Origin of the sequence: Rhodococcus sp. 852002-51564_SCH6189132-a (assembly GCF_001665495.1) — a bacterium.
Lineage (GTDB): Bacteria > Actinomycetota > Actinomycetes > Mycobacteriales > Mycobacteriaceae > Rhodococcus > Rhodococcus pyridinivorans.
This window is the reverse complement of sequence record NZ_LZMJ01000066.1, coordinates 67,130-93,187: the sequence shown is the minus strand read 5'-3', so window position 1 is coordinate 93,187 and position 26,058 is coordinate 67,130. Positions and strand designations below refer to the sequence as shown.

The 26,058-nt window shown below is 66.9% G+C and carries 24 protein-coding genes; 14 read left to right on the top strand and 10 right to left on the bottom strand.

Annotation, left to right across the window (positions count from 1 at the left end; all coding sequences use genetic code 11):
• Positions 1–27: 27 nt before the first annotated feature.
• Positions 28–579: a TetR family transcriptional regulator gene (locus tag A5767_RS16005; RefSeq protein WP_006550897.1), complete on the bottom strand. Its 552-nt coding sequence runs from the start codon at positions 577–579 to the stop codon at positions 28–30.
• A gap of 105 nt (positions 580–684) precedes the next feature.
• Between A5767_RS16005 and A5767_RS16000 the strand changes: the two genes are divergently transcribed.
• From A5767_RS16000 to A5767_RS15985, 4 genes are all read left to right on the top strand, one after another.
• Positions 685–1,884, top strand: a complete 1,200-nt coding sequence (locus A5767_RS16000) for an NADH:flavin oxidoreductase (RefSeq protein WP_064852676.1) — start codon at positions 685–687, stop codon at positions 1,882–1,884.
• Between the two features lie 200 nt (positions 1,885–2,084).
• Positions 2,085–3,050 carry a thioredoxin-disulfide reductase gene (trxB, locus tag A5767_RS15995; RefSeq protein WP_006550899.1) on the top strand — a complete coding sequence of 322 codons (966 nt, stop codon included), beginning with the start codon at positions 2,085–2,087 and terminating at the stop codon, positions 3,048–3,050.
• A 46-nt stretch (positions 3,051–3,096) separates the two neighbouring features.
• Positions 3,097–3,426, top strand: coding sequence for a thioredoxin (gene trxA / locus A5767_RS15990; protein WP_006550900.1), 330 nt, complete (start codon positions 3,097–3,099; stop codon positions 3,424–3,426).
• Between the two features lie 135 nt (positions 3,427–3,561).
• Positions 3,562–4,740 carry an N-acetylmuramoyl-L-alanine amidase gene (locus tag A5767_RS15985; protein ID WP_024102537.1) on the top strand — a complete coding sequence of 393 codons (1,179 nt, stop codon included), beginning with the start codon at positions 3,562–3,564 and terminating at the stop codon, positions 4,738–4,740.
• A 75-nt stretch (positions 4,741–4,815) separates the two neighbouring features.
• On the opposite strand, the gene A5767_RS15980 is transcribed toward A5767_RS15985, so the two are convergent.
• The 9 genes from A5767_RS15980 to rpmH all read right to left on the bottom strand — a co-directional run bounded on the left by A5767_RS15980 (position 4,816) and on the right by rpmH (position 11,768).
• Positions 4,816–5,505 (bottom strand): hypothetical protein, encoded by a 690-nt coding sequence (locus tag A5767_RS15980; protein WP_064852707.1) that lies wholly within the window; start codon positions 5,503–5,505, stop codon positions 4,816–4,818.
• 58 nt (positions 5,506–5,563) lie between these two features.
• Positions 5,564–6,811 carry a ParB/RepB/Spo0J family partition protein gene (locus A5767_RS15975; RefSeq protein ID WP_156665170.1) on the bottom strand — a complete coding sequence of 416 codons (1,248 nt, stop codon included), beginning with the start codon at positions 6,809–6,811 and terminating at the stop codon, positions 5,564–5,566.
• Positions 6,808–7,779, bottom strand: coding sequence for a ParA family protein (locus A5767_RS15970; protein WP_006550904.1), 972 nt, complete (start codon positions 7,777–7,779; stop codon positions 6,808–6,810). Before A5767_RS15970 ends, A5767_RS15975 begins: the two co-directional genes overlap by 4 nt.
• 624 nt (positions 7,780–8,403) lie before the next feature.
• A complete protein-coding gene (rsmG, locus tag A5767_RS15965; protein WP_024102540.1) occupies positions 8,404–9,084 on the bottom strand; it encodes a 16S rRNA (guanine(527)-N(7))-methyltransferase RsmG in 681 nt (226 codons plus the stop codon).
• A gap of 110 nt (positions 9,085–9,194) precedes the next feature.
• A complete protein-coding gene (locus A5767_RS15960) occupies positions 9,195–9,740 on the bottom strand; it encodes a Jag family protein (RefSeq protein ID WP_006550906.1) in 546 nt (181 codons plus the stop codon).
• 22 nt (positions 9,741–9,762) lie between these two features.
• Complete coding sequence (gene yidC, locus A5767_RS15955; RefSeq protein WP_064852675.1) at positions 9,763–10,854, bottom strand: membrane protein insertase YidC; 1,092 nt, start codon at positions 10,852–10,854, stop codon at positions 9,763–9,765.
• A gap of 67 nt (positions 10,855–10,921) precedes the next feature.
• Positions 10,922–11,212, bottom strand: coding sequence for a membrane protein insertion efficiency factor YidD (yidD, locus tag A5767_RS22720; RefSeq protein WP_006550908.1), 291 nt, complete (start codon positions 11,210–11,212; stop codon positions 10,922–10,924).
• Complete coding sequence (rnpA, locus tag A5767_RS15950) at positions 11,209–11,604, bottom strand: ribonuclease P protein component (protein WP_024102541.1); 396 nt, start codon at positions 11,602–11,604, stop codon at positions 11,209–11,211. Before rnpA ends, yidD begins: the two co-directional genes overlap by 4 nt.
• 20 nt (positions 11,605–11,624) lie before the next feature.
• Positions 11,625–11,768 (bottom strand): 50S ribosomal protein L34, encoded by a 144-nt coding sequence (gene rpmH, locus A5767_RS15945; protein ID WP_006550910.1) that lies wholly within the window; start codon positions 11,766–11,768, stop codon positions 11,625–11,627.
• A 587-nt stretch (positions 11,769–12,355) separates the two neighbouring features.
• Here rpmH and dnaA point away from each other — a divergent pair.
• From dnaA to A5767_RS15895, 10 genes are all read left to right on the top strand, one after another.
• The gene (gene dnaA / locus A5767_RS15940) at positions 12,356–14,161 is read left to right on the top strand and encodes a chromosomal replication initiator protein DnaA (RefSeq protein WP_064852674.1); all 1,806 of its coding nucleotides are present in this window, start codon (positions 12,356–12,358) and stop codon (positions 14,159–14,161) included.
• 502 nt (positions 14,162–14,663) lie between these two features.
• On the top strand, positions 14,664–15,848 hold the full coding sequence (dnaN, locus tag A5767_RS15935) for a DNA polymerase III subunit beta (protein ID WP_024102543.1): 1,185 nt from the start codon (positions 14,664–14,666) through the stop codon (positions 15,846–15,848).
• A 22-nt stretch (positions 15,849–15,870) separates the two neighbouring features.
• Positions 15,871–17,103 (top strand): DNA replication/repair protein RecF, encoded by a 1,233-nt coding sequence (recF, locus tag A5767_RS15930; protein ID WP_064852673.1) that lies wholly within the window; start codon positions 15,871–15,873, stop codon positions 17,101–17,103.
• Complete coding sequence (locus tag A5767_RS15925) at positions 17,100–17,672, top strand: DUF721 family protein (protein ID WP_019290471.1); 573 nt, start codon at positions 17,100–17,102, stop codon at positions 17,670–17,672. The genes recF and A5767_RS15925 overlap by 4 nt, the downstream gene beginning before the upstream one ends.
• A gap of 215 nt (positions 17,673–17,887) precedes the next feature.
• Positions 17,888–19,924 carry a DNA topoisomerase (ATP-hydrolyzing) subunit B gene (gene gyrB, locus A5767_RS15920; RefSeq protein WP_064852672.1) on the top strand — a complete coding sequence of 679 codons (2,037 nt, stop codon included), beginning with the start codon at positions 17,888–17,890 and terminating at the stop codon, positions 19,922–19,924.
• 349 nt (positions 19,925–20,273) lie between these two features.
• Positions 20,274–23,774: an ATP-binding protein gene (locus A5767_RS15915; protein WP_064852671.1), complete on the top strand. Its 3,501-nt coding sequence runs from the start codon at positions 20,274–20,276 to the stop codon at positions 23,772–23,774.
• Positions 23,771–24,187 carry a roadblock/LC7 domain-containing protein gene (locus A5767_RS15910; protein WP_006550917.1) on the top strand — a complete coding sequence of 139 codons (417 nt, stop codon included), beginning with the start codon at positions 23,771–23,773 and terminating at the stop codon, positions 24,185–24,187. The genes A5767_RS15915 and A5767_RS15910 overlap by 4 nt, the downstream gene beginning before the upstream one ends.
• Positions 24,188–24,200: 13 nt before the next feature.
• Positions 24,201–24,575 (top strand): DUF742 domain-containing protein, encoded by a 375-nt coding sequence (locus A5767_RS15905; protein WP_006550918.1) that lies wholly within the window; start codon positions 24,201–24,203, stop codon positions 24,573–24,575.
• 13 nt (positions 24,576–24,588) lie between these two features.
• The gene (locus tag A5767_RS15900) at positions 24,589–25,143 is read left to right on the top strand and encodes a GTP-binding protein (protein WP_024102547.1); all 555 of its coding nucleotides are present in this window, start codon (positions 24,589–24,591) and stop codon (positions 25,141–25,143) included.
• Positions 25,143–25,955: an MHYT domain-containing protein gene (locus A5767_RS15895; protein ID WP_006550920.1), complete on the top strand. Its 813-nt coding sequence runs from the start codon at positions 25,143–25,145 to the stop codon at positions 25,953–25,955. Before A5767_RS15900 ends, A5767_RS15895 begins: the two co-directional genes overlap by 1 nt.
• Positions 25,956–26,058 lie beyond the last annotated feature (103 nt).

Genomic DNA, 26,058 nt, shown 5'->3' with positions numbered 1-26,058 from the left:
GCTCGGGTCCGGCGCTCGGGTCCGGCGCTACGCCACGGTCGACAACAGTTCCAGGATCCGCGCGCGCAGCGCGGGTGTGTCGTCCTCCGCGGCGATGAGGCCGGCGAACAACGCCGACCCCGCTGCCATCACGAGCACGGCCTTGGCGTCGATCTCGACGTCCGAGCCGTCGCCGTCGGCGAACAGGGCGGTGCTGGGGCCGCTGAACGTGCGCCAGAGCGTGTTGCGGAGGTCGTCGTGGTCCCGCAGTGCCGCGAGAAGCCCCGGGAGCGCAGCGCGGACCTCCGGCCGGGAGAACAATTCGATGCTCCCGGTGACCACCCATTCGATCCAGCCCTTGCGATCGATGCCGTCGTAGGGCGTCAGATCGGGTGCGGAACCGAGCAGTGCGTCGAGCACCAGGTGGGCCTTGGTCGGCCACCGACGCGTGAGTGCGGCGCGGCCGACGCCGGCGCGGGCGGCGACCGCCCGCAGGCTCAGCCCGTCCCAGCCGTGGGAGCGGAGCATCTCGCGGGTGGCGGTGAGGACGTCGTTGTCTATTCGGGGGTCGCGGGGGCGCCCCGGAGCGGTGCTGGGCATGGGATCCGTGATGTCGGGACCGAGTGGGAATCGATCTGGCGCGGAGTGTGACGAGCGTTATAGTCGAAGCGCAATTACGATACCACTGGCATCGAAAGTAGGGGCATGTCTTCGCCGCGACCCACCGTGTTCGAACCGGCCCGACTCGGGCCGCTCACCCTCCGCAACCGCATCGTCAAGGCGGCAACCTTCGAAGGGGTCATGCCTCGAGGAGCCGTCAGCGACGAACTCGTCGAATTCCACGCCGAGGTCGCCCGCGGCGGCACCGCCCTCACGACCGTCGCCTACTGCTCGGTCTCCCACGACGGCCGCGTCCACCGCGACACCCTCGTGCTCGACGCCGACTCCGTCCCCGGCCTGACCCGGCTCACCGACGCCGTGCACACCGCCGGGGGTCTGGCCTCCGCGCAGATCGGCCACGCCGGACTCGTCGCCAACCAGATCTCCAACAAGATGAAGACGCTCGCGCCGTCCACGCGCATCAGCGCCCCCGCCATGGGGCTCGTCCGCGGCGCGACACTCGAGCAGCTCGATCGGGTAGTCGAGGACTACGCACGCGCCGCGCGCTTCGCCGTCGAGGCCGGATTCGACGCCGTCGAGGTCCACCTCGGGCACAACTACCTGCTCAGCTCCTTCATGAGCCCGAATCTCAACAAGCGCTCCGACAAGTACGGCGGCAGCATCGAGGGCCGTACCGCCTTCCCGCGTCGCGTGCTCGAGGCCGTCCGCACGGCAGTGGGGGAGGGGGTGGCCGTCATCGCGAAGTTCAACATGACCGACGGCGTGCCCCAGGGTCTGTGGCTCGACGAGTCCCTGCCCATGGCCAAGCTCATCGAGTCCGACGGCACCATCCATGCCATGCAGCTCACCGGCGGGAGCTCGCTGTTGAACGGGATGTACTTCTTCCGCGGCGACGTCCCCATGAAGGAGTTCCAGGCGTCGCAGCCGAAGGTCGTCGGCTGGGGACTGAAGGTCTACGGGCCGAAGATCTTCCCGAAGCTCCCGTTCGAGGAGGCATTCTTCCTGCCCATGGCCCGGCAGTTCCGGGAGGAACTGAAGATCCCGCTGATCCTGCTCGGCGGCATCAACCGGCTCGACACTATCGAGACGGCGCTCGACGAAGGCTTCGAGTTCGTCGCCATGGGCCGCGCGCTGCTGCGTGATCCGTATCTCGTCCGCAAGTTCGAGGAGAAGACGGCACACGAAGGTCTGTGTATCCACTGCAACAAGTGCATGCCGACCATCTATACGGGCACGCGTTGCGTGATCCGCGAGACGCTGCGGGACGTGCCCGGCGCGGCCTGAGACCGTCCCGGTTCGCATCGAGAGCGGGCCGGTCGGGCGACCGGCCGGTCCGTACAGGGCGTCTGTGGCGGGACGCACGGCGGAAGGGGAACAACACCGTTTACCCTGGTGTTGACAGTATCTGTAGGCTGCCGTCCGGTTCCGACCGGATCGCCCGCAGTCCTCGCGCCCCCGTTCACCCAACCGGAAGGCTCCGCCGCATGACGACCTCGCCCACGATTCACGACCTCATCATCGTCGGTTCGGGACCGGCCGGATACACCGCCGCCATCTACGCGGCCCGCGCCGAACTCACCCCGCTCGTCTTCGAGGGAACGCAGTTCGGTGGCGAGCTCATGACCACCACCGAGGTCGAGAACTTCCCGGGCTTCAAGGACGGGATCATGGGCCCGGAGCTCATGGACCAGATGCGCGAGCAGGCACTGCGTTTCGGCGCCGATCTGCGCACCGAGGACGTCGACGAGATGGACCTCACGGGCCCGGTCAAGACGGTCGTCGCCAATGGCGAGACCTACCGCAGCCACGCCGTCATCCTCGCGATGGGCGCCGAGCCGCGTTACCTCGGTGTGCCCGGGGAGTCGCAGCTGCTCGGCCGCGGCGTTTCCGCCTGCGCGACCTGCGACGGCTTCTTCTTCCGCGACCAGGACATCGCCGTCGTCGGCGGTGGCGACTCCGCGATGGAGGAGGCGACCTTCCTGACGCGCTTCGCGCGCAGCGTCACCCTCATCCACCGCCGCGAGGAGTTCCGCGCCTCGAAGATCATGCTCGAGCGCGCCCGCGCCAACGAGAAGATCCGCTTCGTCACCAACGCGAAGGTCGCCGAGGTGCAGGGCGAGAACAGCGTCACCAACCTCGTCCTCGAGGACACCGTCACCGGCGAGCGCAGCGACCTGCCGGTCACCGGCTTGTTCGTCGCCGTCGGCCACGACCCGCGCAGCTCGCTCGTCAAGGGTCAAGTCGACCTCGACGACGAGGGCTACGTGAAGGTCTCGGCGCCGTCCACCGCGACCTCCGTGCCGGGTGTCTTCGCCGCGGGCGACCTCGTCGACCACACCTACCGCCAGGCGATCACCGCCGCCGGCACCGGATGCTCGGCGTCCATCGACGCGGAGCGGTGGCTCGTCGCGAACCGCGAGGTCGAGGCGCCGACGCTCGCCGAGGCCTGATCCACCACCCCGTTCCACATTCCACCCCGAGATTCAGGAGACATCCGTGGCCGACAAGAACACCGTCACCATCACCGACTCGTCGTTCGTCGAGGACGTACTGCAGTCCGAGAAGCCCGTCCTCGTCGACTTCTGGGCCACCTGGTGCGGTCCGTGCAAGATGGTCGCTCCGGTTCTCGAGGAGATCGCGGCCGAACACGGCGACAAGCTGACCGTCGCCAAGCTCGACATCGACGCCAATCCGTCGGCCGCACGCGACTACCAGGTCATGTCGATTCCCACGATGATCCTCTTCTCCGGTGGCAAGCCGACGAAGACGATCGTGGGGGCCAAGGGCAAGGCGGCGTTGCTTCGGGATCTCGCGGACGTCCTGTAGTACCGTCCCAGGATCAACCTCTCGGATGTGCCCGTGAGCCCGTCTTCACGGGCACATCCTTCATCCCACTCCCGTTCGATGCTGCCCAGCCCTCACGCCGGGCACCGATCCTGTCAGCACGGAAAGGCCCGATACATGCGCCCTCTTCGTCACGGCGACCACGGTCCGGCGGTCGCCGAGATCCGGAGCACCTTGGCCGGCCTGGGCTTCCTGCACAACGAGCCCGAGGAGTCGGGCGACTGGATGGGATCGGACGTCCCCTTCGATCGTGAACTCGACGGAGCCGTGCGCGCGTTCCAGCAGCAGCGCGGTCTGCTCGTCGACGGGACCGTAGGCCCCGCGACCTACCGTTCCTTGAAGGAAGCGTCGTACAAGCTCGGTGCGCGCACCCTGATGTATCAGCTCTCCGCTCCGCTCTACGGCGACGACGTCGCGGCCCTGCAGACCCGTCTTCAGGATCTCGGCTTCTACGTCGACCGCGTGGACGGCTACTTCGGTCCGAAGACCCACGAGGGTCTGTGCTCCTTCCAGCGCGAGATCGGACTCGCCTCCGACGGCATCTGCGGTGCCGAGACACTGCGCTCGCTCGAACTGCTCGGCACGCGCGTGTCGGGCGGGTCGCCCCACGCGATCTCCGAGGAGGAGATCGTGCGCCGCTCCGGTCCGCAGCTCAGCGGCAAGCGCATCGTCATCGACCCGGGTCTCGGCGGCAACACCCACGGCATCATCGTGCCGAGCCCCCACGGCCCGATCTCCGAGGCCGACATCCTGTGGGATCTCGCGCGTCGGCTCGAGGGCCGGATGGCGGCGACGGGCATGGAGACCTTCCTGTCGCGGCCGTACCACGTGAATCCGACCGACGTCGAACGCGCGGGCACGTCCAACGCGTTCGGTGCCGACCTCATGATCTCGCTGCGGTGCGACGCGAGCCACAGCCCCGCCGCGAACGGCATCGCGAGCTTCCACTACGGCAACTCGCACGGGTCCGAGTCGATGATCGGACAGGTGCTCTCCGGTTACATCCAGCGCGAGATCGTCGCCCGCACGAGCCTGCAGGACTGCCGCAGCCACGGCCGCACCTGGGATCTGCTGCGCCTGACGAACATGCCGACGGTGCAGATCGATCTCGGTTACCTCACCAACGAGCAGGACGCCGCGCTGCTCGCCGATCCGCGCAGCCGCGACATCATCGCCGAGGCGATCCTCATCGCGGTGAAGCGGCTGTACCTGCTCGGCCAGGACGACCAGCCGACCGGCACGTACACCTTCGCCGAGTTGCTTGCCGAAGAGTTGTCCATCTCCGACAGTCGCTAGCCGGCCCGTAGACGAGAAAAGGACCGCCCCGCAGAGTCTGCGGGGCGGTCCTTTTTCGTCGGCGTCCGGTGTACGTCAGTGGGCGCCGACGGCCGAACCTGCGGTCAGATCCGCGACGGTGAGAGAGGACTCCTCGAGGAGCCGATCGAGGGCGGCCTCCACGGCGAACTTCCACTCGTGGTCGCGGTCGAGCTCGAGACGCAGCCGCGGGTAGCGGTAGTGCGGGGCGACGACCTCGAAGCCCATGTCCTCGAGGAAGTCTGCGTCGATCATGCACTCCGTGTCGGAGCACCCGAGTGCGGCCGTCGCGTGCGGCACATCGCTCGCTTCTACGTCGGCGGTACGTCGGATCCCGAAGGCCTCGATGGCACGGACGTTACGACGGACGAGATCGGCGACGACACCGCGGATGAGGTCGGCTCCGACATCCGGCTCGTCCGCGTGCGGTTCGGTCCGCATGGATGTCAGCAGGATCGCGTCGGCGCTGACGGGCGCGGTAGGGAAGGCCCGCGCGCGGGGAACCATGCCCGGCGGAGCGTAGAGCGCGCACCCGGCGGCCTTGTCGCCGATCGTCGCGATCTGGCCGCACGACCCCCATTCGAGAAGGACCATGGACAGCCATGCTTCCTTCTCGAATTCGGGGTCGGCGAATTGCTGAACGTCGGGCGATGAGGTGGGATCCAGCTCCCAGAAAACGCACCGTCGCGCATGAGCAGGCAACTGCTCGATCCCACTCAACGTGAGCGGTGATACTCGGGTCGACACGGGATAGCTCGCCTCCACGTCTTTCGTCTACAGACTGTTGTCTTGCTCCGACGAGGAGTCAAGAAAGGTCGGTCTGAGACTCCATCATCTTCACGATGCGTTCGAGGTCGTCGACCGAACCGAACTCCACCACGATCTTGCCCTTGCGCTTGCCGAGGCTCACGGTCACGCGCGTGTCGAAGGAGTTCGACAGGCGCTCCGCGACGTCCTGCAGCCCCGGCATCTGGATGGGCTTCCGACGCTTCTGCTGCGGAGCGTCGGGGGTCTCGTTGCGGTTGGCGAGCACGACGGCTTCTTCCGTCGCCCGCACGGACAGGCCCTCGGCGACGATGCGTGCGGCGAGTGCCTCCTGAGCGTCGGCACCGGCCTCGAGCGCCAACAAGGCACGCGCGTGCCCGGCCGACAGCACTCCGGCCGCCACGCGTCGTTGCACCGCGACCGGCAATTTGAGCAGCCGGATCATGTTCGTGATGACCGGCCGCGACCGTCCGAGCCGACTCGCGAGTTCCTCGTGGGTGACCTCGAACTCCTCGAGCAACTGCTGATAGGCCGCGGCCTCTTCGAGGGGGTTGAGCTGCACCCGGTGGATGTTCTCGAGCAGCGCGTCGCGCAACAGCGATTCGTCCTCGGTGTCGCGGACGATCGCGGGGATCGTGCCGAGGCCTGCCTCCTGGACGGCACGCCAGCGACGCTCACCCATCACGAGCTGGAATCGGTCGCCTTCGAGACGGCGGACCACGACCGGCTGCATGAGCCCGAACTCGCGGACGGAGTGGACGAGCTCGGCGAGCGCTTCCTCGTCGAAGACCTGCCGCGGCTGCTTCGGGTTGGGCTCGATCCGGTCGATCGGGATCTCGAGGTACACCGCTCCGGTGGGGGAGGGGAGGGGTTCGCTTTCGGATGCCGCTCCGGACGCCCGTGCCGCGTCGTCCTCGACAGGCTCCGCCGGGGACGCGGGCGCCGGCGTCCTGCCGTCGCCGATGATGAGATCGGCGGCTGCCATGCCCAGACCCGAGGACGGGAGGTTCAGGACCGACGAGCCGGGGCGACGCGACGCAGCCGACTTGGACTGTCCGCCCGAAGCAGGCTTCGACGGTTCACCCGCGGCCGGTGCGGACTTGGCCGGCGCAGGAACGGCCGGAGCCGCGGTATTGGTGGGAGCGGTGGCCGTGGGAGCGGTGGCCGTGGGGGCGGCGGCAGTGGAACTCGGGGCGGCCGTGGGCTTCTGCTCTGCATCCACCGGGGGACCGGTGGGGATGAGCGCTGCCAGACCTCGACCGAGCCCGCCTTTACGTGTCGCGCTCATCCGTTCCCCTGATTCTCGTGTACCCCGCGTGCCGCCAACTCGCGCCCGGCGTCGAGGTAGCTCATCGCGCCGCGCGATCCAGGATCGTAGTCGAGAACGGTCATCCCGTAACCGGGAGCTTCGGAAACCTTCACGCTGCGGGGAATGACCGAACGCAGCACCGCGCTGCCGAAGTGCGCACGCACCTCTGCGGCGACCTGATCGGCCAGCTTGGTGCGACCGTCGTACATCGTCAGGAGGACGGTGGAGACGTGCAGTTCGGGGTTGAGGTGCGACTGGACGAGCTCGATGTTGCGCAGGAGCTGCCCGACACCTTCGAGTGCGTAGTACTCGCATTGGATGGGTATGAGAACTTCCTTCGCCGCGACGAGCGCGTTGACCGTGAGCAGACCGAGCGACGGCGGGCAGTCGATGATCACGTAGTCGAACTCGCGGTCGCCTAGGGCCTCCTTGGTAAGGGCGTTCCGGAGGCGGTTCTCGCGCGCGACCATCGAGACGAGTTCGATCTCGGCACCGGCGAGATCGATCGTGGCGGGGATACAGAAGAGGCGTTCGTTGTGCGGGCTCTGCTGCACGGCCTCGGCGGCATTGATCTCGCCGAGGAGGATCTCGTAGCTCGAGGGCACACCGGAATAGTGCGGCACGCCCAGGGCGGTGCTCGCGTTGCCCTGCGGATCGAGGTCGACCACGAGGACCGACAATCCTTGCACGGCGAGGGCGGAGGCGATGTTCACCGCCGTGGTGGTCTTACCGACCCCGCCCTTCTGATTGGCGATCGTGAAGACGCGACGCTCGCGCGGCTTGGGCAGTGCGTTGGCGTCGCTCGGATGCAGGACCTGGGTGGCGCGATGAGCAGCCGCGCCGATCGGGGTGTCGACGGTGGAGAAACCGTCGAAGGGTACGGGGGAGAAGTCGTCCTCGGCGCCTCCGGTTTCACGTGAAACAGCGGATTCAGATCCACCCGTCATAGAACACTCCTTACACGTAGATCCGCTCGGTTCGCACGCTACATCCTCGTCGCTTCCCGGTCGCGACTTCGAAGACCGGGTCGAGGCGCCGAAGGGAGAATGCGAGTCCCGGGCCCGGAGCTGTCCCCGGCCTTCCGACCACGCGCACGCATTCTCAGTTGGTTCAGTATCCCATCCGCATTCTAGGTTCCGTCGGCGACATGGCCGGGTGACGTTTCACGTGAAACGGAGAGCGGAGTTGTTTCACGTGAAACAGGCGGAGGAGCGGCTCGGTGGTTTCACGTGAAACAATCCCGACCCATACGAGTGGGCTCGAGAACCGCGAACACCCAGACTGAAATGCTCTGGTCCGCAATGCTATTCACATTAGTGAGTTTCAATCGTAGTGCAAAGGAAGATAATTCGTTTGATAAACACATTTCAGGGAATCTGAAACATCACAGTGACGAAACGTCATGGGGTGATCGGGTCTGGTGTGACAACGTCCGAAACAACCGTTTTGCACCGGTAATGTACTCGAGTAGATTCCTCGAGTCGGAAAGAATGTCTCGGAAACGGCAACACCCTCCCGACCCGGTAGGGGAGGGGAGGGTGTCGGGGCGATCGTCGTGCCAGGCGATTCGCTCAGCGCTTCTTGCGACGCCGCGCCGGCCGCGGAATCCGCTCGGCCTTCACGACGATCGTGGGTGTCGGAAGGAGATTGCCTCCGCACTCGAGCACCTCGAGATTGCCGGCACCGAGGCGAGCGAGTTCGTCGTGATCGCGGTCGATCTCTTCTCGAGCGGACGAACCCTTCAACGCCAGCATCCGGCCTCCCTCGTGGACGAGGGGGAGCGACCACTTGGCGAGCTTGGCGAGAGGTGCGACGGCACGGGAAGTCACGACGTCTGCGCCGCCCACCTCCTGGAGGACGCTCGGCTGCTCAGCACGGCCACGGACCACGAGAATGTTCTCGATCCCGTGGGATTCGACGAACTCCGCCAGATAGACGGTGCGGCGCAGAAGCGGCTCGACGAGCGTGACCTGGAGGTCGGGACGGGCAAGTGCGAGAGGAATACCCGGCAGACCGGCACCGCTGCCCACGTCGACGACTGTCTCACCCTCCTGGATGAGTTCGCCCACCACGGCGCAGTTGAGAATATGTCGTTCCCACAGGCGCGGCACCTCACGCGGCCCGATGAGCCCCCGCTCGACACCTGCCGTCGACAACGAATGGTGGTACCGCTCGGCAAGTTCGGTCCGATCCCCGAAGACCCGCTGCGCGACCGCCGACAGTTCCGCCTCGTGCTGTTCCACGTGAAACATCCTTTCCTGTCGGCTCACCCGAAACAACATCGGGACCCACAGCATCAGTTACGAAAAGGCGAAGAGGGACCCTGACGACACAGAGTCCCTCTTCGGTCGGCACGGCCGACTCAATCCTTGACGATCACCACACGGCGGTGCGGTTCCGCACCCTCGCTCTCGCTGGACACACCGTCGATCTTCGCGACGGCGTCGTGCACGATCTTGCGCTCGAACGGCGTCATCGGCTCGAGCTCTTCGCGCTTGCTGGTCTCGAGCACGCGCTTCGCGGCCGACGCGCCGAGCGAGGAGAGCTCGGCACGCTTGCCTGCACGCCACCCGGCGATGTCGAGCATGAGCTTGCTGCGCTCGCCGGTCGCCTGCTGCACGGCGAGACGGGTGAGCTCCTGCAGAGCGTCGAGAACCTCACCGTTGCGACCCACCAGCTTGGTCAGATCCTTACCGCCGTCGATGCTCACGACTGCGCGGTCGCCCTCGACGTCGAGGTCGATGTCACCGTCGAAATCGAGAACGTCGAGCAACTGCTCCAGGTAGTCGCCGGCGATCTCGCCTTCTTCGATGAGGTAGTCGTCATCGAGATCGGCGTCCGCCGCAGTGTCGCGCTCCTCGGGTGCCACCGCGAGGTCCTCTTCCACCTTGTCCAGGTCACTGGCCATATTCAGCTCTCTTCTACTTCGGTCAGCGCCGCTTGCGCTTGGAGTTCTTGGGTCGGCTACCCGGCTTGGGAGCGGACGCACCGGACTTCGAAGCCGCAGGGGAGCCGTCGCCGGCCGCGGCGTCCTTCTGCAGCGACACCTCGCCGGTCTCGTCGACCGCGGCGTCGGACGCTGCCGCTGCGGCCGAACCCTTCTTCTTGGACTTGTCGGGGCGAGCACCCGGCTTCGGTGCGTTCTCGTTCCGGCGGGCCAGAGCCGCAGCCTTCTTCTCCTCTTCCTCCTTGTCGATACGGCGGAAGACGAGGTGCTGCTGTCCGTAGGTCCAGATGTTGTTGCTGACCCAGTAGATGATGACGGCGATCGGCAGGAACGGACCACCGACGAGCACACCGAGCGGGAAGACGTACAGGGCCAGCTTGTTCATGATCGCGGCCTGCGGGTTCGCGGCGGCCTGCGCGCTCTGGCGGGAGACCGAGGCACGAGCGTTGAAGTGCGTGGCGACGCCGGCGACGATCATGAGCGGCACCGCGACGGCGGCAATTTGCCAGCGCGTCGGAATGCCGCCGAAAGGCTCGAACGCCTCGAGCGACGCCATCGGCTGCGTGATCCACGACGAAATCGGAGCACCGAACAGGCGGGCGCTCAGGAACGACTGGACGTCCTCCGGGCTGAACGCATAGTTGCCGATCTGCGCGTTCTCCTCCGGAGTCAGCCCGAGCTGGCCGAAGCCGGTACCCGTGCGGTTGAACGAGCGCAGCACGTGGAACAAGCCGATGAAGACCGGGACCTGCAGCAGAACGGGCAGACAGCCCATCAACGGATTGAAGCCGTGCTCCTTCTGGAGCTTCTGCATCTCGAGTGCCTGGCGCTGCCGGTCCTTGGCGTACTTCTTCTGAAGTGCCTTGATCTGCGGCTGCAGCTCCTGCATCTGGCGGGTCGTGCGAACCTGCTTGACGAAGGGCTTGTAGAGAATCGCGCGCAGGGTGAACACGAGGAACACCACCGACAGCGCCCAGGTCCAACCGCTGTCCGGTCCTAGGAACGGGATCGCGGCGAAGACTTTGTGCCAGACCCAGAGGATCCAGGACACGGGATAGTAGATGAAGTCGAGCACGGCTCTATGTACTCCTCTGGTCGTCCATGATCGCCACGAAGAGGCGTCGGTCTCGGGTCTCGGCTGGTCAGGTACCCACTGGGGACGACCGATGTTTCCGTTCGGGTACCGGATCCCACCCACCAGGGTGCCAGGGGCCACACTTGAGCAGTCTCACCGATGCCAGGACCGCACCGACGACGACACCCCGCGTGCGCAGCGCCTCCACGGCGTACTCGCTACAAGTCGGGGTGAATCGACAGGTCGGCATCCGTGTGGGCGACACATAGGTGCGATAGAGCTCGATACAGAAGATCAATGCCCGGGCCGGGGCGGACCGCAGGGACCGCCACCACGACCTCCGCTCGGGCTCGGTCATGCGCGAGCACTCCCATGCGAGGCGGAAGCACCGGCGTCGAGCAGTCCGAGGCGGGTGAGACCCGACCGCACCTGCTTGTCGAGCTCACGGGAATCCGCGATGGCAGCGCCGGGTAGTGCGCGCAGCACGATGTCGGTCTCGGAGGGCAGAGCCTCGACGAGACCTGCACAGATATGACGAAGCCGGCGTGCGACTCGATGTCGAATCACCGCCGGCCCGACAGCCTTGCTCACGACCAGTCCGAAACGCGGACCGCCGACACTCACCAAGGACTCGGTGCGATCGCGTTCGAGAACGTGAACGACCAGATCCCGCCGCCCCTGACGACGCCCTCGGCGGACGGTATCCGAGAAATCCGAGTGGCGCCGCAGTCGATACGGCTCAGGTAGCACCCCGAGCTCCCGTTAGGGAATCAGGCGGTGAGAGAAGCGCGGCCCTTACGGCGACGCGCCGAAACGATCGCGCGACCCGCACGGGTGCGCATCCGGAGACGGAAGCCGTGAACGCGCGCGCGGCGTCGGTTGTTCGGCTGGAACGTCCGCTTGCCCTTGGCCACGGTCGACACTCCTCGATAATTCTGCGACGGCGCGGCAAGCACCGTCGTCCAACGTGTACGTGAATTCGCAGGATTCGTATTGCTCGACTCGAGCCGGACGAACCCGTCACCTCGGTATGAGTGACTGTTCGAGGCTACTCGGACGCGGGCGCGAAATCAAACCGCGACGAACAGCGCCGATCAACGCGACACGCCGGACCTGTTCGGCGAAAACTACTCGCCGAGAAGATATGTGATCCGGAGCACAGCTCGGGTACGCTTTGGGCCATGTCTTCGACGGCGCATCGCGACTACCTGTGCAGTCCCGCGTCTCGCTCCGTTCGACGACGATGTGCCGGCCGGTGACGGCCTGCTGCCCCGCGCCTCTTCGGGCGTCGTCGCGCAGCTTCTCCGGGCGCGTTCACCGAACACGGAGTCGGACCGCGTCGCACCGTGTGTCACACTGATCCCCGCAGACCGCCCGGGCCCACGAGCCCCGCCGAGCGAATACACACCTCCCATCCACACATCCACCGGGTGATTCCCCCGGTTGTCCACACCTGTGGATAATCGTGTGGACAACCGGTGACCAAAGGGAGGGAAGCTGCGTGAGCGACGAGCCGAACGCGCTGGCCGATGTGTGGACGGACGTCGTATCCGAGCTGACCATCGACGACGGAATGCTGACGAAGAGCCAGAAGGCATGGCTCGCGCTGGTAAAACCGATCACGCTCGCACAGGGATTCGCGCTGCTCTCGGTGCCGTCCACCCTCGCCCAGCAATCGATCGAACGCGATCTGCGCGAACCCATCCTCCGCACCCTCAACCGGCACCTCGGTCACCGGGTCGAGGGTCTCGGTGTGCGTGTCGAACCGCGGGAACGCATGGACGACCCCGCCGAGGATCCCTACGCCGAACCCCGCGACACGCTCCCCCTCGAGGGTCTGCCGGAAGATGCACAGCCTGTGAATCCGCGCACGGCAGAGCTCCGCAGCCGTGACCCGCGCACGGCAGAGCTCCGCAGCCGTGACCCGCGCACGGCAGAGCCCCGCAGCCGTGACCCGCGCACGGCAGAGCCCCGCAGCCGTGATCTGCGTCGCGACCCTCCGATGCCCCGGGATGTCGCCGGCGCGCGGGACGGGGCTGTGGCCAGGGACGGCGTCGGGCCGATGGACGGGGGATTCACCCGGGACGGCATGCTTCCCGGTGAGGGTGCGGCCTATCGGCGACGCCTGATCTCCTCGCGCGAGCACGACATGCTCGAGGCCGACCACGGCGAACTCGAGGAGGTCGACGACGACCGGGAGGCGATGACCGCCGTCCGCGAGTCGTGGCCGTCCTATTTCACCCAGCCCCCGCCGCCCGAGACGCCGCCCATCGGCAGCAGCAGCCTCAACGCGAAGTACACCTTCGACACCTTCGTGATCGGTGCGTCGAACCGGTTCGCGCACGCCGCGGCGGTGGCCATCGCCGAGGCACCGGCGCGCGCCTACAACCCCCTGTTCATCTGGGGCGCCTCGGGCCTGGGGAAGACCCATCTGCTGCACGCCGCCGGCCACTATGCACAGCGCCTCTTCCCGGGCATGCGGGTGAAGTACGTCTCCACCGAGGAGTTCACGAACGACTTCATCAACAGCCTCCGCGACGACCGCAAGGTCGCGTTCAAGCGGCGCTACCGCGAGACCGACATCCTCCTCGTCGACGACATCCAGTTCATCGAGGGCAAGGAAGGCATCCAGGAGGAGTTCTTCCACACTTTCAACACCCTCCACAACGCCAACAAGCAGATCGTCGTCTCGTCCGACCGGCCGCCCAAGCAGCTCGCGACGCTCGAGGAACGACTGCGGACCCGGTTCGAGTGGGGCCTGATCACCGACGTCCAGCCGCCGGAACTCGAGACGCGCATCGCGATCCTGTCGAAGAAGGCGCGCATGGACGGTCTGAACGTGCCGCACGACGTGCTCGAGCTGATCGCGAGCCGGATCGAACGCAATATCCGCGAACTCGAGGGTGCCCTGATCCGTGTGACGGCCTTCGCGTCGCTCAACAGGCAGCCGCTCGATCTCACCCTCGCCGAGGTCGTGCTGCGGGATCTGATGCCGGATTCCTCGGCTCTCGAGATCAATGCCGCCACGATCATGGCTGTGACCGCGGAGTACTTCGGGACGTCGATAGACGACCTGTGCGGGCCCGGAAAGGCACGGCCGCTGGCGCAGGCCCGCCAGATCGCGATGTATCTGTGCCGCGAGCTCACCGACCTGTCGCTGCCGAAGATCGGGCAGACCTTCGGTCGCGACCACACCACAGTCATGTACGCGGACAAGAAGATTCGCAAGGAGATGACCGAGCGTCGCAAGGTCTACGACCAGGTGCAGGAGCTCACCGCGCGTATCAAACAGCGGTCCAAGCGCTGATTCCTCGAGCCTCGAGTTTCCATCCACAGGGAGCGTCCACAGGGCGCTCCCTGTCCCGTATCTCGAGAAATTTCCGGTCCCCACACCTGTGGACAAGGGTGTGCAGAACGTGGGATCTTTGTGGACGAACGGTGGACAAAGAATGAACAGTCTCGAGGAATCCACATTCATCCTCGAGAACTCCTCGAGTTCATCCTCGAGTTCGACGCCCTCGAGAACGTTGCCCCACCAGCCTAGACGGTCGTTCGTCCACAGATTCCACAGGCCCTATTACTACTTCTGTGAGTTCTCTTCAGAAATCTTCTTTCAAAACAGGTGTGTGGAGAGCGTCGGTCCACAGGCCCTCGAATGAGGCTCACGCCTCGAGCCTCCCGGCTTTCCAAGCAGCGAGGGAAGGCATAACGTGGACCCGCATCCCCCGGCTCCGCTCTCATCGGTGTCGGGGTTCTGTGACAGACTTCGTAGACTTGTCGAGACCACGATCGAAGGGATCCACCGGGCGATGGAGCTGGGAAGTATGAAGTTTCGTGTGCCTCGCGAGGACTTCGCTGATTCCGTTGCATGGGTTGCCCGAAGCCTTCCGTCGCGACCCCCCGTTCCCGTCCTGGGCGGTGTCCTGCTCGGAGCGGACGAACGCGGGCTGACGGTCTCGGGCTTCGATTACGAGGTATCCGCGCAGGTCCACGTCTCGGCCGAGGTCATCACCCCCGGTCAGGTGCTGGTGTCCGGCAAGCTGCTCGCCGACATCACCCGCGCGTTGCCCCACAAGCCTGTGGATGTCGTGCTCGACGGCACCCGTGTGCTCATCACGTGCGGTAGCGCCAAGTTCTCGCTCCCCACCATGCCTGTGGAGGACTACCCGCAGCTGCCCGCGCTCCCGCAGCAGACCGGTGCACTCTCCGGCGATCTGTTCGCCGAGGCCATCAGCCAGGTCGCCGTCGCCGCCGGCAAGGACGACACGCTTCCCATGCTCACGGGCATCCGAGTGGAGATCGAGGGCACCGACATGGTGCTCGCTGCCACCGACCGTTTCCGTCTCGCAGTGCGCAAGCTCGAGTGGATGCCCACCGCGGAGTCCACCAGCTCGGCCGTGCTCGTGCCCGCAAAGACCCTCTCCGAGGCCGCGAAAACTGTTGGCGGGTCGTCCAACTCCCCGGTCCAGCTCGCGCTCGGCAGCGGGTCGTCGGTGGGCGCCGAGGGCCTGCTCGGCATCGTCGCCGAAGGTCGCCGCACCACCACGCGCCTGCTCGACGCCGAATTCCCCAAGTTCCGCCAGTTGCTCCCCAACGAGCACACCGCGATGGCGACCGTCGAAATCGCACCGTTGGTCGACGCGATCAAGCGTGTCGCGCTGGTCGCCGAGCGCGGTGCGCAGGTCCGACTCGAGTTCACCGAGGGCAGCGTGATGCTGTCCGCCGGTGGCGACGACGCCGGCCGCGCCGAGGAATCGCATCCCGCGGAGTTCTTCGGTGAGCCGCTGATCATCGCGTTCAACCCCGGCTACCTGCTCGACGGTCTGACGTCGCTGCACACCGACAAGGTCTCGTTCGGGTTCACCACTTCGAGTCGTCCGGCCGTGCTGCGGCCGGCGCTCGACGAGGAGCCCGTGCCGGATTCCTCGGGTACGTTCGCCGCTCCGGACAGCGATTACACCTATCTTCTGATGCCGGTGCGCCTGCCGGGCTGACCGGCCCCGAGACTGGACCCCCGTGTACGTTCGCACCTTCTCGCTGCGCGACTTCCGTTCGTGGAGAACGGTTTCCGTCGACCTCACTCCGGGGGCGACGGTCTTCGTCGGGCGCAACGGACACGGGAAGACCAATCTGCTCGAGGCCCTCGGATATCTGTCGACGCTGTCGTCGCACCGGGTGTCCTCCGACGGCCCGCTGCTGTGGGCCGGCACGTCGCGGGCGTTCGCCGGGGCGCTGGTCGTCAACAACGGTCGTGAGCTCGGTATCGACATCGAGATCAACGAGGGCAAGCAGAACCGGGCGCGGATCAATCAGTCGCCCGCCCGGCGTCCTCGAGAGATCCTCGGCATCCTCCGCACGGTGCTCTTCGCCCCGGAGGATCTGTCGCTCGTGCGCGGCGACCCGGGTGATCGCCGGCGGTTCCTCGACGAACTGCTCAGCACGCGTTTCCCGCGGATGAGCGGGGTTCGGGCCGACTACGACAAGGTGCTGCGCCAGCGATCCGCCCTGCTCAAGACCGCGGGGGGAGCACTGCGGCGAGGGAGTCGCTCGAGCGACGGGGCGGGCGCTCTGGCGACCCTCGACGTGTGGGACGGTCATCTCGCGGCCCACGGAGCCGAGCTGCTCGCCGCGCGCATCGCGTTGCTGCACGAACTGGCCCCGCACGTGTCCGAGGCGTACCGGTCGATCGCACCCGAGTCGCGTCCGGCGAGCCTGCGTTATCGCAGCAGCCTGGCCGACGCGCTGCCGCCGGAGTTCTCCGACCCGGCCCGCACGCCCGCGCCCGACGACCGGGAGTTTCTCGAGACCGTCTTCCTCCACCGCCTCACGGAGGTGCGGTCGAAGGAGATCGAACGCGGCGTCTGCCTCGTCGGACCCCACCGCGACGATCTCGACCTGACGCTCGGTGCCGAACCCGCGAAAGGCTATGCGAGCCACGGCGAATCGTGGTCGTTCGCGCTCGCACTGCGGCTCGGGGCATTCGCCCTGCTCCGCACCGACGGCACCGATCCCGTTCTCATGCTCGACGACGTCTTCGCCGAACTCGACCGACGGCGCCGCTCCGCCCTCGCCGAGGTCGCCGCGACCGCCGAACAGGTGCTGATCACGGCGGCCGTGCCGGAGGACGTGCCGGCCGAACTGAACGGCGCCCGATACCCCGTGCATGCCGAGGACACCGAAGAAGGTCGTATCTCTGTGCTGGGATCGGTGCAACGGGAGACGGACCCGCTCACCGGGGAGGTCGGATGAACGACGAACAAGCAGGTCCCGAACGCGGTGCCGGGCCGGAGCGCAGCGCGGACGAGCCGGAGCCGAAGGGCATCGATCTGGCCCGCCGCGCGCTCGAGGAGGCTCGAGCTGCCGCCAAGGCGAGCGGTAAGGCCGTCGGCCAGGGACGCGCGTCGCGCGGGCCGCTGCGCCCGAAACGCCGACGTCGTGGCTGGTCGGGGCCCGGGCCGGACGACCGCGATCCCCAGACCCTCGGTTCGCTCGCGCAGTCGCTGTCCAAACAGCGGGGCTGGTCGGCGCACGTGTCCGAGGGCACCGTCATGGGAAGCTGGGCGCGGGTCGTCGGCGACGACATCGCGAGCCATGCCCAGCCGACCACACTGCGCGACGGGATCCTGCACGTCTCGGCCGAGTCGACCGCCTGGGCGACCCAGCTGCGGATGATGCAATCGCAGATTCTCGCCAAGATCGCCGCGGCCGTGGGGCACGGGGTGGTCAAGGAACTGCGGATCACCGGCCCGACGGCTCCGAGCTGGCGGAAAGGCGAACGCCACATCCGCGGCCGCGGACCGCGCGACACCTACGGGTGATCCCGGGCTCGCTCCCGGCCCGTACGAGGGGCGAAAATCGGAGCGCGTAGGAAATCACGTTGTCCGGGTCGCGAAGAGGCCGCTACGGGGACGTCAGCGGTACGGAACGCCCGCTTTCGTGTCCGCCCCGGCGCAAGGCTCACGGGCACGTAGGATGGACAGGAATGCGTCGCGCGCGTGCGCGGGGCCGATCGGAGAAGGAGAGCTACCCACCCGTGGCTGCCCAGAAGTCGAACAACAACAAGAGTGAGTACGGTGCGTCGTCCATCACCGTCCTCGAGGGTCTCGAGGCGGTGCGCAAGCGCCCCGGTATGTACATCGGTTCCACCGGAGAGCGTGGCCTGCACCACCTGATCTGGGAGGTCGTCGACAACTCCGTCGACGAGGCCATGGCCGGTTACGCGTCGAAGGTGGAGGTCACCCTCCTCGCCGACGGCGGTGTCCAGGTCGTCGACGACGGTCGCGGTATCCCCGTCGGTATGCACGCCTCCGGTGTGCCCACCGTCGAGGTCGTCCTCACCCAGCTCCACGCGGGTGGCAAGTTCGACTCCGATGCCTACGCCGTCTCCGGCGGTCTGCACGGTGTCGGTATCTCCGTGGTGAACGCCCTGTCCACAACCCTCGAGGTCGAGATCGACAACGACGGCTACCACTGGGAGCAGACGTATACCGCCTCGAAGCCGGGCGAGCTCGTCCGCGGTGAGGCCACCAAGCAGACCGGTACCACCGTCCGCTTCTGGCCGGACCCGGAGATCTTCGAGACCACGACGTTCAACTTCGAGACCGTCGCGCGTCGCCTGCAGGAGATGGCGTTCCTCAACAAGGGACTGACCATTACTCTCACCGACGAGCGGGTCGCTCCCGAAGAGGTCACCGACGAGGACGTCCCGGAGACCGCCGAGGCGCCGAAGACCGCCGAGGACCAGGCCGTCGAGGCAACCGAGCCCGAGGTGCACAAGGTCAAGGTCCGCACCTACCACTACCCGGGTGGTCTCGAGGACTACGTGCGCCACATCAACCGCACGAAGTCGCCGATCCACAACTCCGTCGTCGGGTTCACCGCCAAGGGCACCGGCCACGAACTCGAGGTCGCGATGCAGTGGAACTCGGGTTACTCCGAGTCCGTCCACACTTTCGCCAACACCATCAACACCCACGAGGGCGGTACGCACGAGGAAGGCTTCCGTGCGGCGCTGACCACGGTCGTCAACCGCTACGCGAAGGACAAGAAACTCCTCAAGGAGAAGGACCCGAACCTCACGGGTGACGACATCCGTGAGGGTCTCGCGGCGATCATCTCCGTCAAGGTCGCTGAGCCGCAGTTCGAGGGCCAGACGAAGACCAAGCTCGGCAACACCGAGGTGAAGTCCTTCGTGCAGAAGGCGTGCAACGAGCACATCTCGCACTGGTTCGAGGCCAACCCGGCCGACGCGAAGACGATCGTCACCAAGGCCGTGTCGTCGGCGCACGCGCGTGTCGCCGCTCGTAAGGCGCGCGAGCTCGTCCGCCGCAAGAGCGCGACCGACATCGGTGGTCTGCCCGGCAAGCTCGCCGACTGCCGATCGAAGGACCCGAGCAAGTGTGAGATCTACATCGTGGAGGGCGACTCCGCGGGTGGCTCCGCCAAGTCGGGTCGCGACTCGATGTACCAGGCGATCCTTCCGCTGCGCGGCAAGATCATCAACGTCGAGAAGGCCCGGATCGACAAGGTCCTCAAGAACGCCGAGGTCCAGTCGATCATCACGGCGTTCGGTACCGGCATCCACGAGGAATTCGACATCTCGAAGCTGCGGTACCACAAGATCGTCCTGATGGCCGACGCCGACGTCGACGGTCAGCACATCGCGACGCTGCTGCTCACGCTGCTCTTCCGCTTCATGCGGCCGCTGGTCGAGGAAGGCCACGTCTTCCTGGCGCAGCCGCCGCTGTACAAGCTCAAGTGGCAGCGCAGCGAGCCGGAGTTCGCGTACTCCGACCGCGAGCGCGACGCCCTGCTCGAGGCGGGTCTGAAGGCCGGCAAGAGGATCAACAAGGACGACGGCATCCAGCGCTACAAGGGCCTCGGTGAAATGAACGCCAAAGAGCTGTGGGAGACCACCATGGATCCGAGCGTCCGCGTCCTGCGTCAGGTGACCCTTGACGACGCCGCTGCCGCCGACGAGCTGTTCAGCGTTCTGATGGGTGAGGACGTCGCGGCACGACGGAGCTTCATCACCCGTAACGCGAAGGATGTCCGCTTCCTCGACGTCTGATCACGGCCGGCAGCGCCGGAGAACTGCATGCGAATCCCCGCTGTGTCGTACATCACGGCGGGGATTCGCATGTCGTGCGCCCGGAAGTGGGCAGGGCCGTTAGCCTTCTTCGTTACTCGTGAGTACACTTCTATCGGCCATCTGTACGTGTGGCTGCCGACGAGGGGGCTGGGGCAGCGCGGGGTACGGGAAGAACTCACTCTTCCGTATCCGCTGTATGTCCCGATATGGTGCCCTCACCCGAAACGTCTCGTTCGACTGCACTCGATCGAAAACGCGCTCAACGGAGTGCAGTGCCGACTGGTGTTCGTCGCCCGGCGCGGACGGGGTGGAAGGAGAGCTGTGATCCATGAGTGACAAGTCGCCGCCCCAGCAGCGGTGGTGGAACATCGAGGGGTGGGGTCTTCGCAGGAAGGTCACCGCCGTTCTCGCTGTCCCCGTGACTGTGGCAATGGTCCTCGGTGGTCTTCGGGTCGAGAACGAGCTCAGCAACGCCGTCCACTTCTCGTCCGCAGCCGATCAGGTCGCAGCCGTGCCGGACATCGTGGATTTCTCGACGGCGTTCGCCACCGCCACCGCGGATGCCGCGGTCGGAACGGCGACCCCCGAGGAAATGGCGGCTCTCGGTGACGCTTTCGGCACGATCGCCGCGATCACGGAGAACCCCGAGCTCGATCCCGCCGTGACCGCCGACCTCAGCCGCACCGCCGCCACGGCCCAGTCGCTCTACACGAAGATTCAGGCGGGTCCGGTGCCGATCGAGGAGATCGGTGCCGTCACCAACGAGGTGCGCGACAGCCTCAACCGTGTCGTCGAGGCCATCCTCGGCGAGGTCGACGATCGCGAGATCATCGGCTACGGCGACCAGCTGATCAACGCGTGGTACTCGCAGCGCTACCTCTTCGGTCAGGTTCTCGGTCTGCTCCAGCTGATCGACGACCCGACCCAGCCGGGCACCGCGCTGGTGTCCGCCTCCGGCGCCGAGCTCGCGATGCTCGACCTGCTCGCCCGCTCCTACCTGATGGCCGATCAGCAGATCGCCGAACTGCGGGCCGGCGTCCAGGAACGTGCCGACATGGTCGACGCGGCCGGTTCCGGTCCGCTCCCGATCCTCGACATCCGCGCGTCGCTGCTCGACAGTGTCGACATCTACGGCACCATCATCGACGAAGCGTCGTCGCAGGTCAGCACCACGATTCAGGACCGCGCCGCGGAAACCCGCTCGGCCGCTCTCCGCGACACCGCGATCGTGCTCGCAGCCCTGCTCGCAGCCCTCGTGCTCGCATTGCTCGTGTCCCGCTCACTGGTCGGCCCGATCCGCCGCCTGCGTTACGGCACGCTGAAGGTCGCGCGGCAGGAGCTGCCCGAGGCCATCGACCGCATCAAGGTCGGCGACAACATCGAGGATATCGAGTTCACCCGAGTCCCGGTGCACACCACCGAGGAGATCGGTCAGCTCGCCCGCGCCGTCGACGACATGCACGGGCAGGCACTGCGTCTCGCCGGCGAGCAGGCACACCTCCGCCTGCAGATCAGCGACATGTTCGAGACACTCGCACGTCGCTCCAAGTCGCTCGTCGAGCAGCAGCTCGGCCTCATCGAACGACTCGAGTACGAGGAGAAGGATCCGGCCCGACTCGAGAGCCTGTTCCGCCTCGACCACCTCGCCGCGCGTATGCGCCGGAACGGCGACAACCTGCTGATTCTCTCCGGTACCCGCACGCGCCGCGGTCACTCCGCGCCCGTGCAGCTCGGCGACATCCTGCGCGCCGCGATGTCGGAGGTCGAAGACTACCAGCGCGTGCAGATCGGTTCGACTCCCGACGGTGCCCTCAGCGGCGCGGTCGCGACCGACATCGTGCATCTGCTCGCCGAGCTGGTCGACAACTCGCTGCGCGCGTCGCCGCCCGACAGCAACGTCACCTTCAGCTTCGCGCGAGCCGTCGACGGTGGCCTGCTCGTCGAGATCGCCGACCGCGGTATCGGTATCCCGGCCGACGAACTCGAGTCCATCAACCAGCGTCTCGCCAAGGGCGGCGAGGTCGGTCCCGACACCGCACGCCACATGGGTCTGTTCGTGGTCTCGCGACTGGCCGAGCGGCACGGTCTCACCGTGCGCCTGCGCCCGACCTTCGACACCGCGCGCAACCCGGGTATCACCGCGAGCGTCCACATCCCGGACGTCCTGCTGGTCTCCCCGTTGGCGTTGTCGCACACCGGTCCCCAGCCGCGCATCGAGATCGAAGCGGAGGAGTACTCGGCACGGCAGGCGCTCTCGGCGCCCGTCGCCCCGCAGGGTCTGCCCGCGGCCGACGACCGGCACGAGTACGCGTCCTCGCAGTCGCTCGACTCCGCCGACGATGTCCGTGCGGACGAGTCCGACGATGCCTACGACAACGGCTACGCGAACAATGGTTACGCCGCCGATGTCGACGAGAGCGCTTCCGCCGCATGGGATGCGGAGCCGTCCTACGACGACGAGCGACGCGACGAGCCGCAGCGCGACAATCAGGCACCGCCGGCATCCCGCGAGTTCGGCCCGTCGGGTCTTCCGCAGCGTCGCCCGGGTGGAACTCCGGGTCTGCCCACGCGTCAGCCGGGCGAGACGCCTGGTCTCCCGACTCCACCCCGGTCGCCGCAGCCGCGCCGGATCGAGCCGGACGCCGCAGCAGCCTTCGCGTCGTCGCTGCCTCCGCGCGGTCCTCGTCGCGGGCCGGACGAGACCAACGGTCACCCGCTCGACGGCCGCAACGGCGACGGCCGCAACGGTGCCGGGCCACGACCCGACGCCGATCGGTCTCGCCAGGATGGGCTTTCGGGTCTTCCGCAGCGTCGTCCCGGTGCCACACCGGGCCTGTCGCCGACGGACTCCCAGCAGTCGCAGTCGCAGTCCTTGCCGGTCCGTGAGCCCCAGCAGGGTTCGGCGCATCGTGCACCCGCCCCGCAGCAGCGACCCGCGTCCCCCGGTCTTCCGCAGCGTCGGCCGGGCGCGACTCCCGGCCTGCCGGGACGGGCTTCCGGATCGTCCCCGTCCGTTCCGCAGAACCGGCCGCAGCAACAGCCGTCGGCGGGACCGCTCGCAGGTGGCGACGCCGCGGGTCGCTCGGACACACCGAACCGTCCCGACCTGCCACAGCGCGCCCCCGCGCCGGACGCACAGCGCGCCCCCGAGCAGGATGCGGACCGTCGGCAGCAGGAACCCTCGACGGGTTTCCCGCAGCGTCGTCCGGGAAGCACGCCCGGTCTGCCGCGTCGTCAGCCGGGCAGCACGCCGGGGCTTCCGCAGCAACCCGCTGCGTCGACCAACGCTTCCGAACCCGATTCGGCCGCAGCGGTCTCCGGCCCGAGCATCGCCGACGGTGGCTCCGTCTCGCCGCACAGCGACGCGCAGCAGGCGGCCCGCCATCGCTACCGGACCAACTCGGCGAAGACCGCATCGTTCTTCCAGCCGCGGTCCGACCTCGCGTCGGCCCGTCCGCAGCCGGCGAACACCCCGATCTTCACCACGATGATGTCGGACTGGCTCGTCGACCCGACGAGCCTTCCGGAGGACCGCAGGAAGCGGGAGTGGCACTCCGCGGCGGACGCGGGTTGGGAAGCCGCACAGCGTGCTACCGAGTCCCCCGTGGAGGAGCACACCACCGCGGGTCTTCCTCGGCGCGCTCCCGGCGAGCGTCTGGTGCCGGGTGCTGTTCGGGCACCGGCAACGGGTGAGCTGCCGAGGACCATTCGACGTCGAGACCCGGAAGCCATCCGGGCCAACTTGAGCCGCCATCAGCAGGGTGTCCGCAACGGACGCGCCTCGGCGAATTCCAGCAATCGCGAGAACGACGAACAGGGAGTTCGATGAATATTGATCATGGATCCGACGCAGCTCGTCCATTGGACTGGTTGGTTTCCAACTTCGCGCGCGAAGTCCCGGGTGTCTCGCATGCCGTGCTCGTGTCCGCCGACGGTCTGCTCATGGCCGCCAGCGCCCACCTCCCGGTGGATCGTGCCGAGCAGCTCGCTGCGGTGACCTCGGGTCTGGCCAGCCTGTCCAACGGTGTGTCGCAGCTGTTCGACGGTGGGGGTGTGCTGCAGTCCGTCGTGGAGATGCAGCACGGCTACTTGCTGCTGATGAGCGTCGGCGACGGCTCGCACCTGGCGGCTCTGACCGCCTCCGAGTGCGACATCGGACAGGTCGGTTACGAGATGGCGCTCTTGGTCGATCGAGTGGGTGCTTCGGTCGAAGCCACCCCGCGGGTCGGTCTAGGGTCCTGACGTCGAGGTGGCCATGGAATCGCGGAAGCCGGAGTCCGTGCCGGATCAGCCCAGTCTGGTCCGGCCCTACTCCCTGACTTCGGGACGTACGAGTCCTGCGGTCGAACTGGCGTTGGAGGCGCTCATCCAGGCCATTCCGGGAACCGACGATCGGTCCCGGGATCTGGACAACATCAATGCCACGATCCTGGAGCTGTGCAAGGAATCACCCTCCGTCGCGGAGATCGCCGCGCGCGTGGGGGTGCCGATCGGCGTGGCACGCGTGCTCGTCGCCGATCTCGTCGAAGCCGGACACGTACAGATCCTGGCCACGCTGAAAGACGATTCGAGCGACGCGGAGCGTCGTGAGCTGATTGAAAGGGTCCTCAGTGGACTTCGCGAACTCTAACGCCACGAAGCGCGTGACCTCGACCAAGATCGTGATCGCCGGAGGCTTCGGCGTCGGTAAGACGACTCTGGTCGGGACGGTGTCGGAAATCGTGCCGCTTCGTACCGAGGCGCTCGTGACGAACGCCAGCGACGGCGTCGACAACCTCTCTGCGACACCGCAGAAGGCGACCACCACGGTCGCCATGGACTTCGGTCGTATCAGTCTGGCCGACGACCTCGTCCTCTACCTGTTCGGCACGCCCGGACAGCACCGCTTCTGGTTCATGTGGGACGACCTGATCCGCGGCGCCATCGGGGCGATCGTGCTGATCGATACGCGTCGCCTGGATGAGAGCTTCGCCGCCGTCGACTTCTTCGAGGCGCGCAATCTCCCGTTCATCGTCGCCATCAACGAATTCGACGATGCTCCCCGGTACCCGCTCGAGGACATCCGTCAGGCGATGGCGATCTCGGCGGATGTGCCGATCGTGTCGATCGATGCGCGAGCACGTGAGTCGGCGAAGCAGGCCCTGGTCACCGTCACCGAATACGCTCTGCGGAAGCTGCACCAGCCGGTGACCCAGTAATGGGGGAGGGCCTCGAACTCTTCACGATGGGCTCGTGGGTCACGGTCCTCGCCTATCTGACCTCGGCGATCGGGGTGTTCATCGGGGTCACCGGTGCTCGACGGGTCCGTACCACCTCCAGCGACCGATTGCGTTCGTACTGGATGATTCTCGCTGCCCTGGTGAGCGGTGGCGTCGGTGTCTGGCTCGCTATGTTCCTTCCGATGGCGGGCTTCAACGTCGAGGACAGTGTGGTGCGGTTCGACACCGTCACCATCGTGTTCTCGATGCTCGTCGCGCTGGTGTCGGTGTACGTGGCGCTGCTCGTCGCGATCCCGGACAACGCTCCCGCCACCCTCGCCCGGACGGTCACGGGTGCTCTCGTGCTGGGCGCCGGCCTTGCGGGCGCGCCGTTCTCGGTCCTCGCAGCGGTGCGGATCCAGGGATCGCTGACCTTCGATCCGCTCTGGGTCGCCGCAGCGGTGGGGCTGGCGATCGCGACGGCCGTGGGCTTCCTGGCCCAGGTGAAGACGGCGGACACGTGGCCCAAGCGCCTGCTGAGCAGCGCGTTGGCCGGCGTCGCCGTGATCGCGGTGCACTTCCTCGCCGCCGCGTCGGTCCGTGTGGAGATCGACCCCGCCGTGGTGGTTTCCGGTGGGATCGAGGTCTTCTCCATTCTCTTCCCGCTCTTCGTCGTAGGCCTGTTGCTGCTGGCCGTTCCGATCGTCCTGGTGCTCCAGGCCCCGGATCGTCTTGCGGCGGAACTGGAAGAGGAATCCGAGCGGTGGGCGGCCGACGGCCCGGTAGATCCCGTCGACGGTCGGACCTTCTGAATATCGTCCGAACATGTTGTAAGTCAACATATCTGGTTGAAATCCCGGAAGTGGAGTAGTCTTCTGTGCAGCGTCGGGGGTCGCTGTCGGTCTACTCGGCACG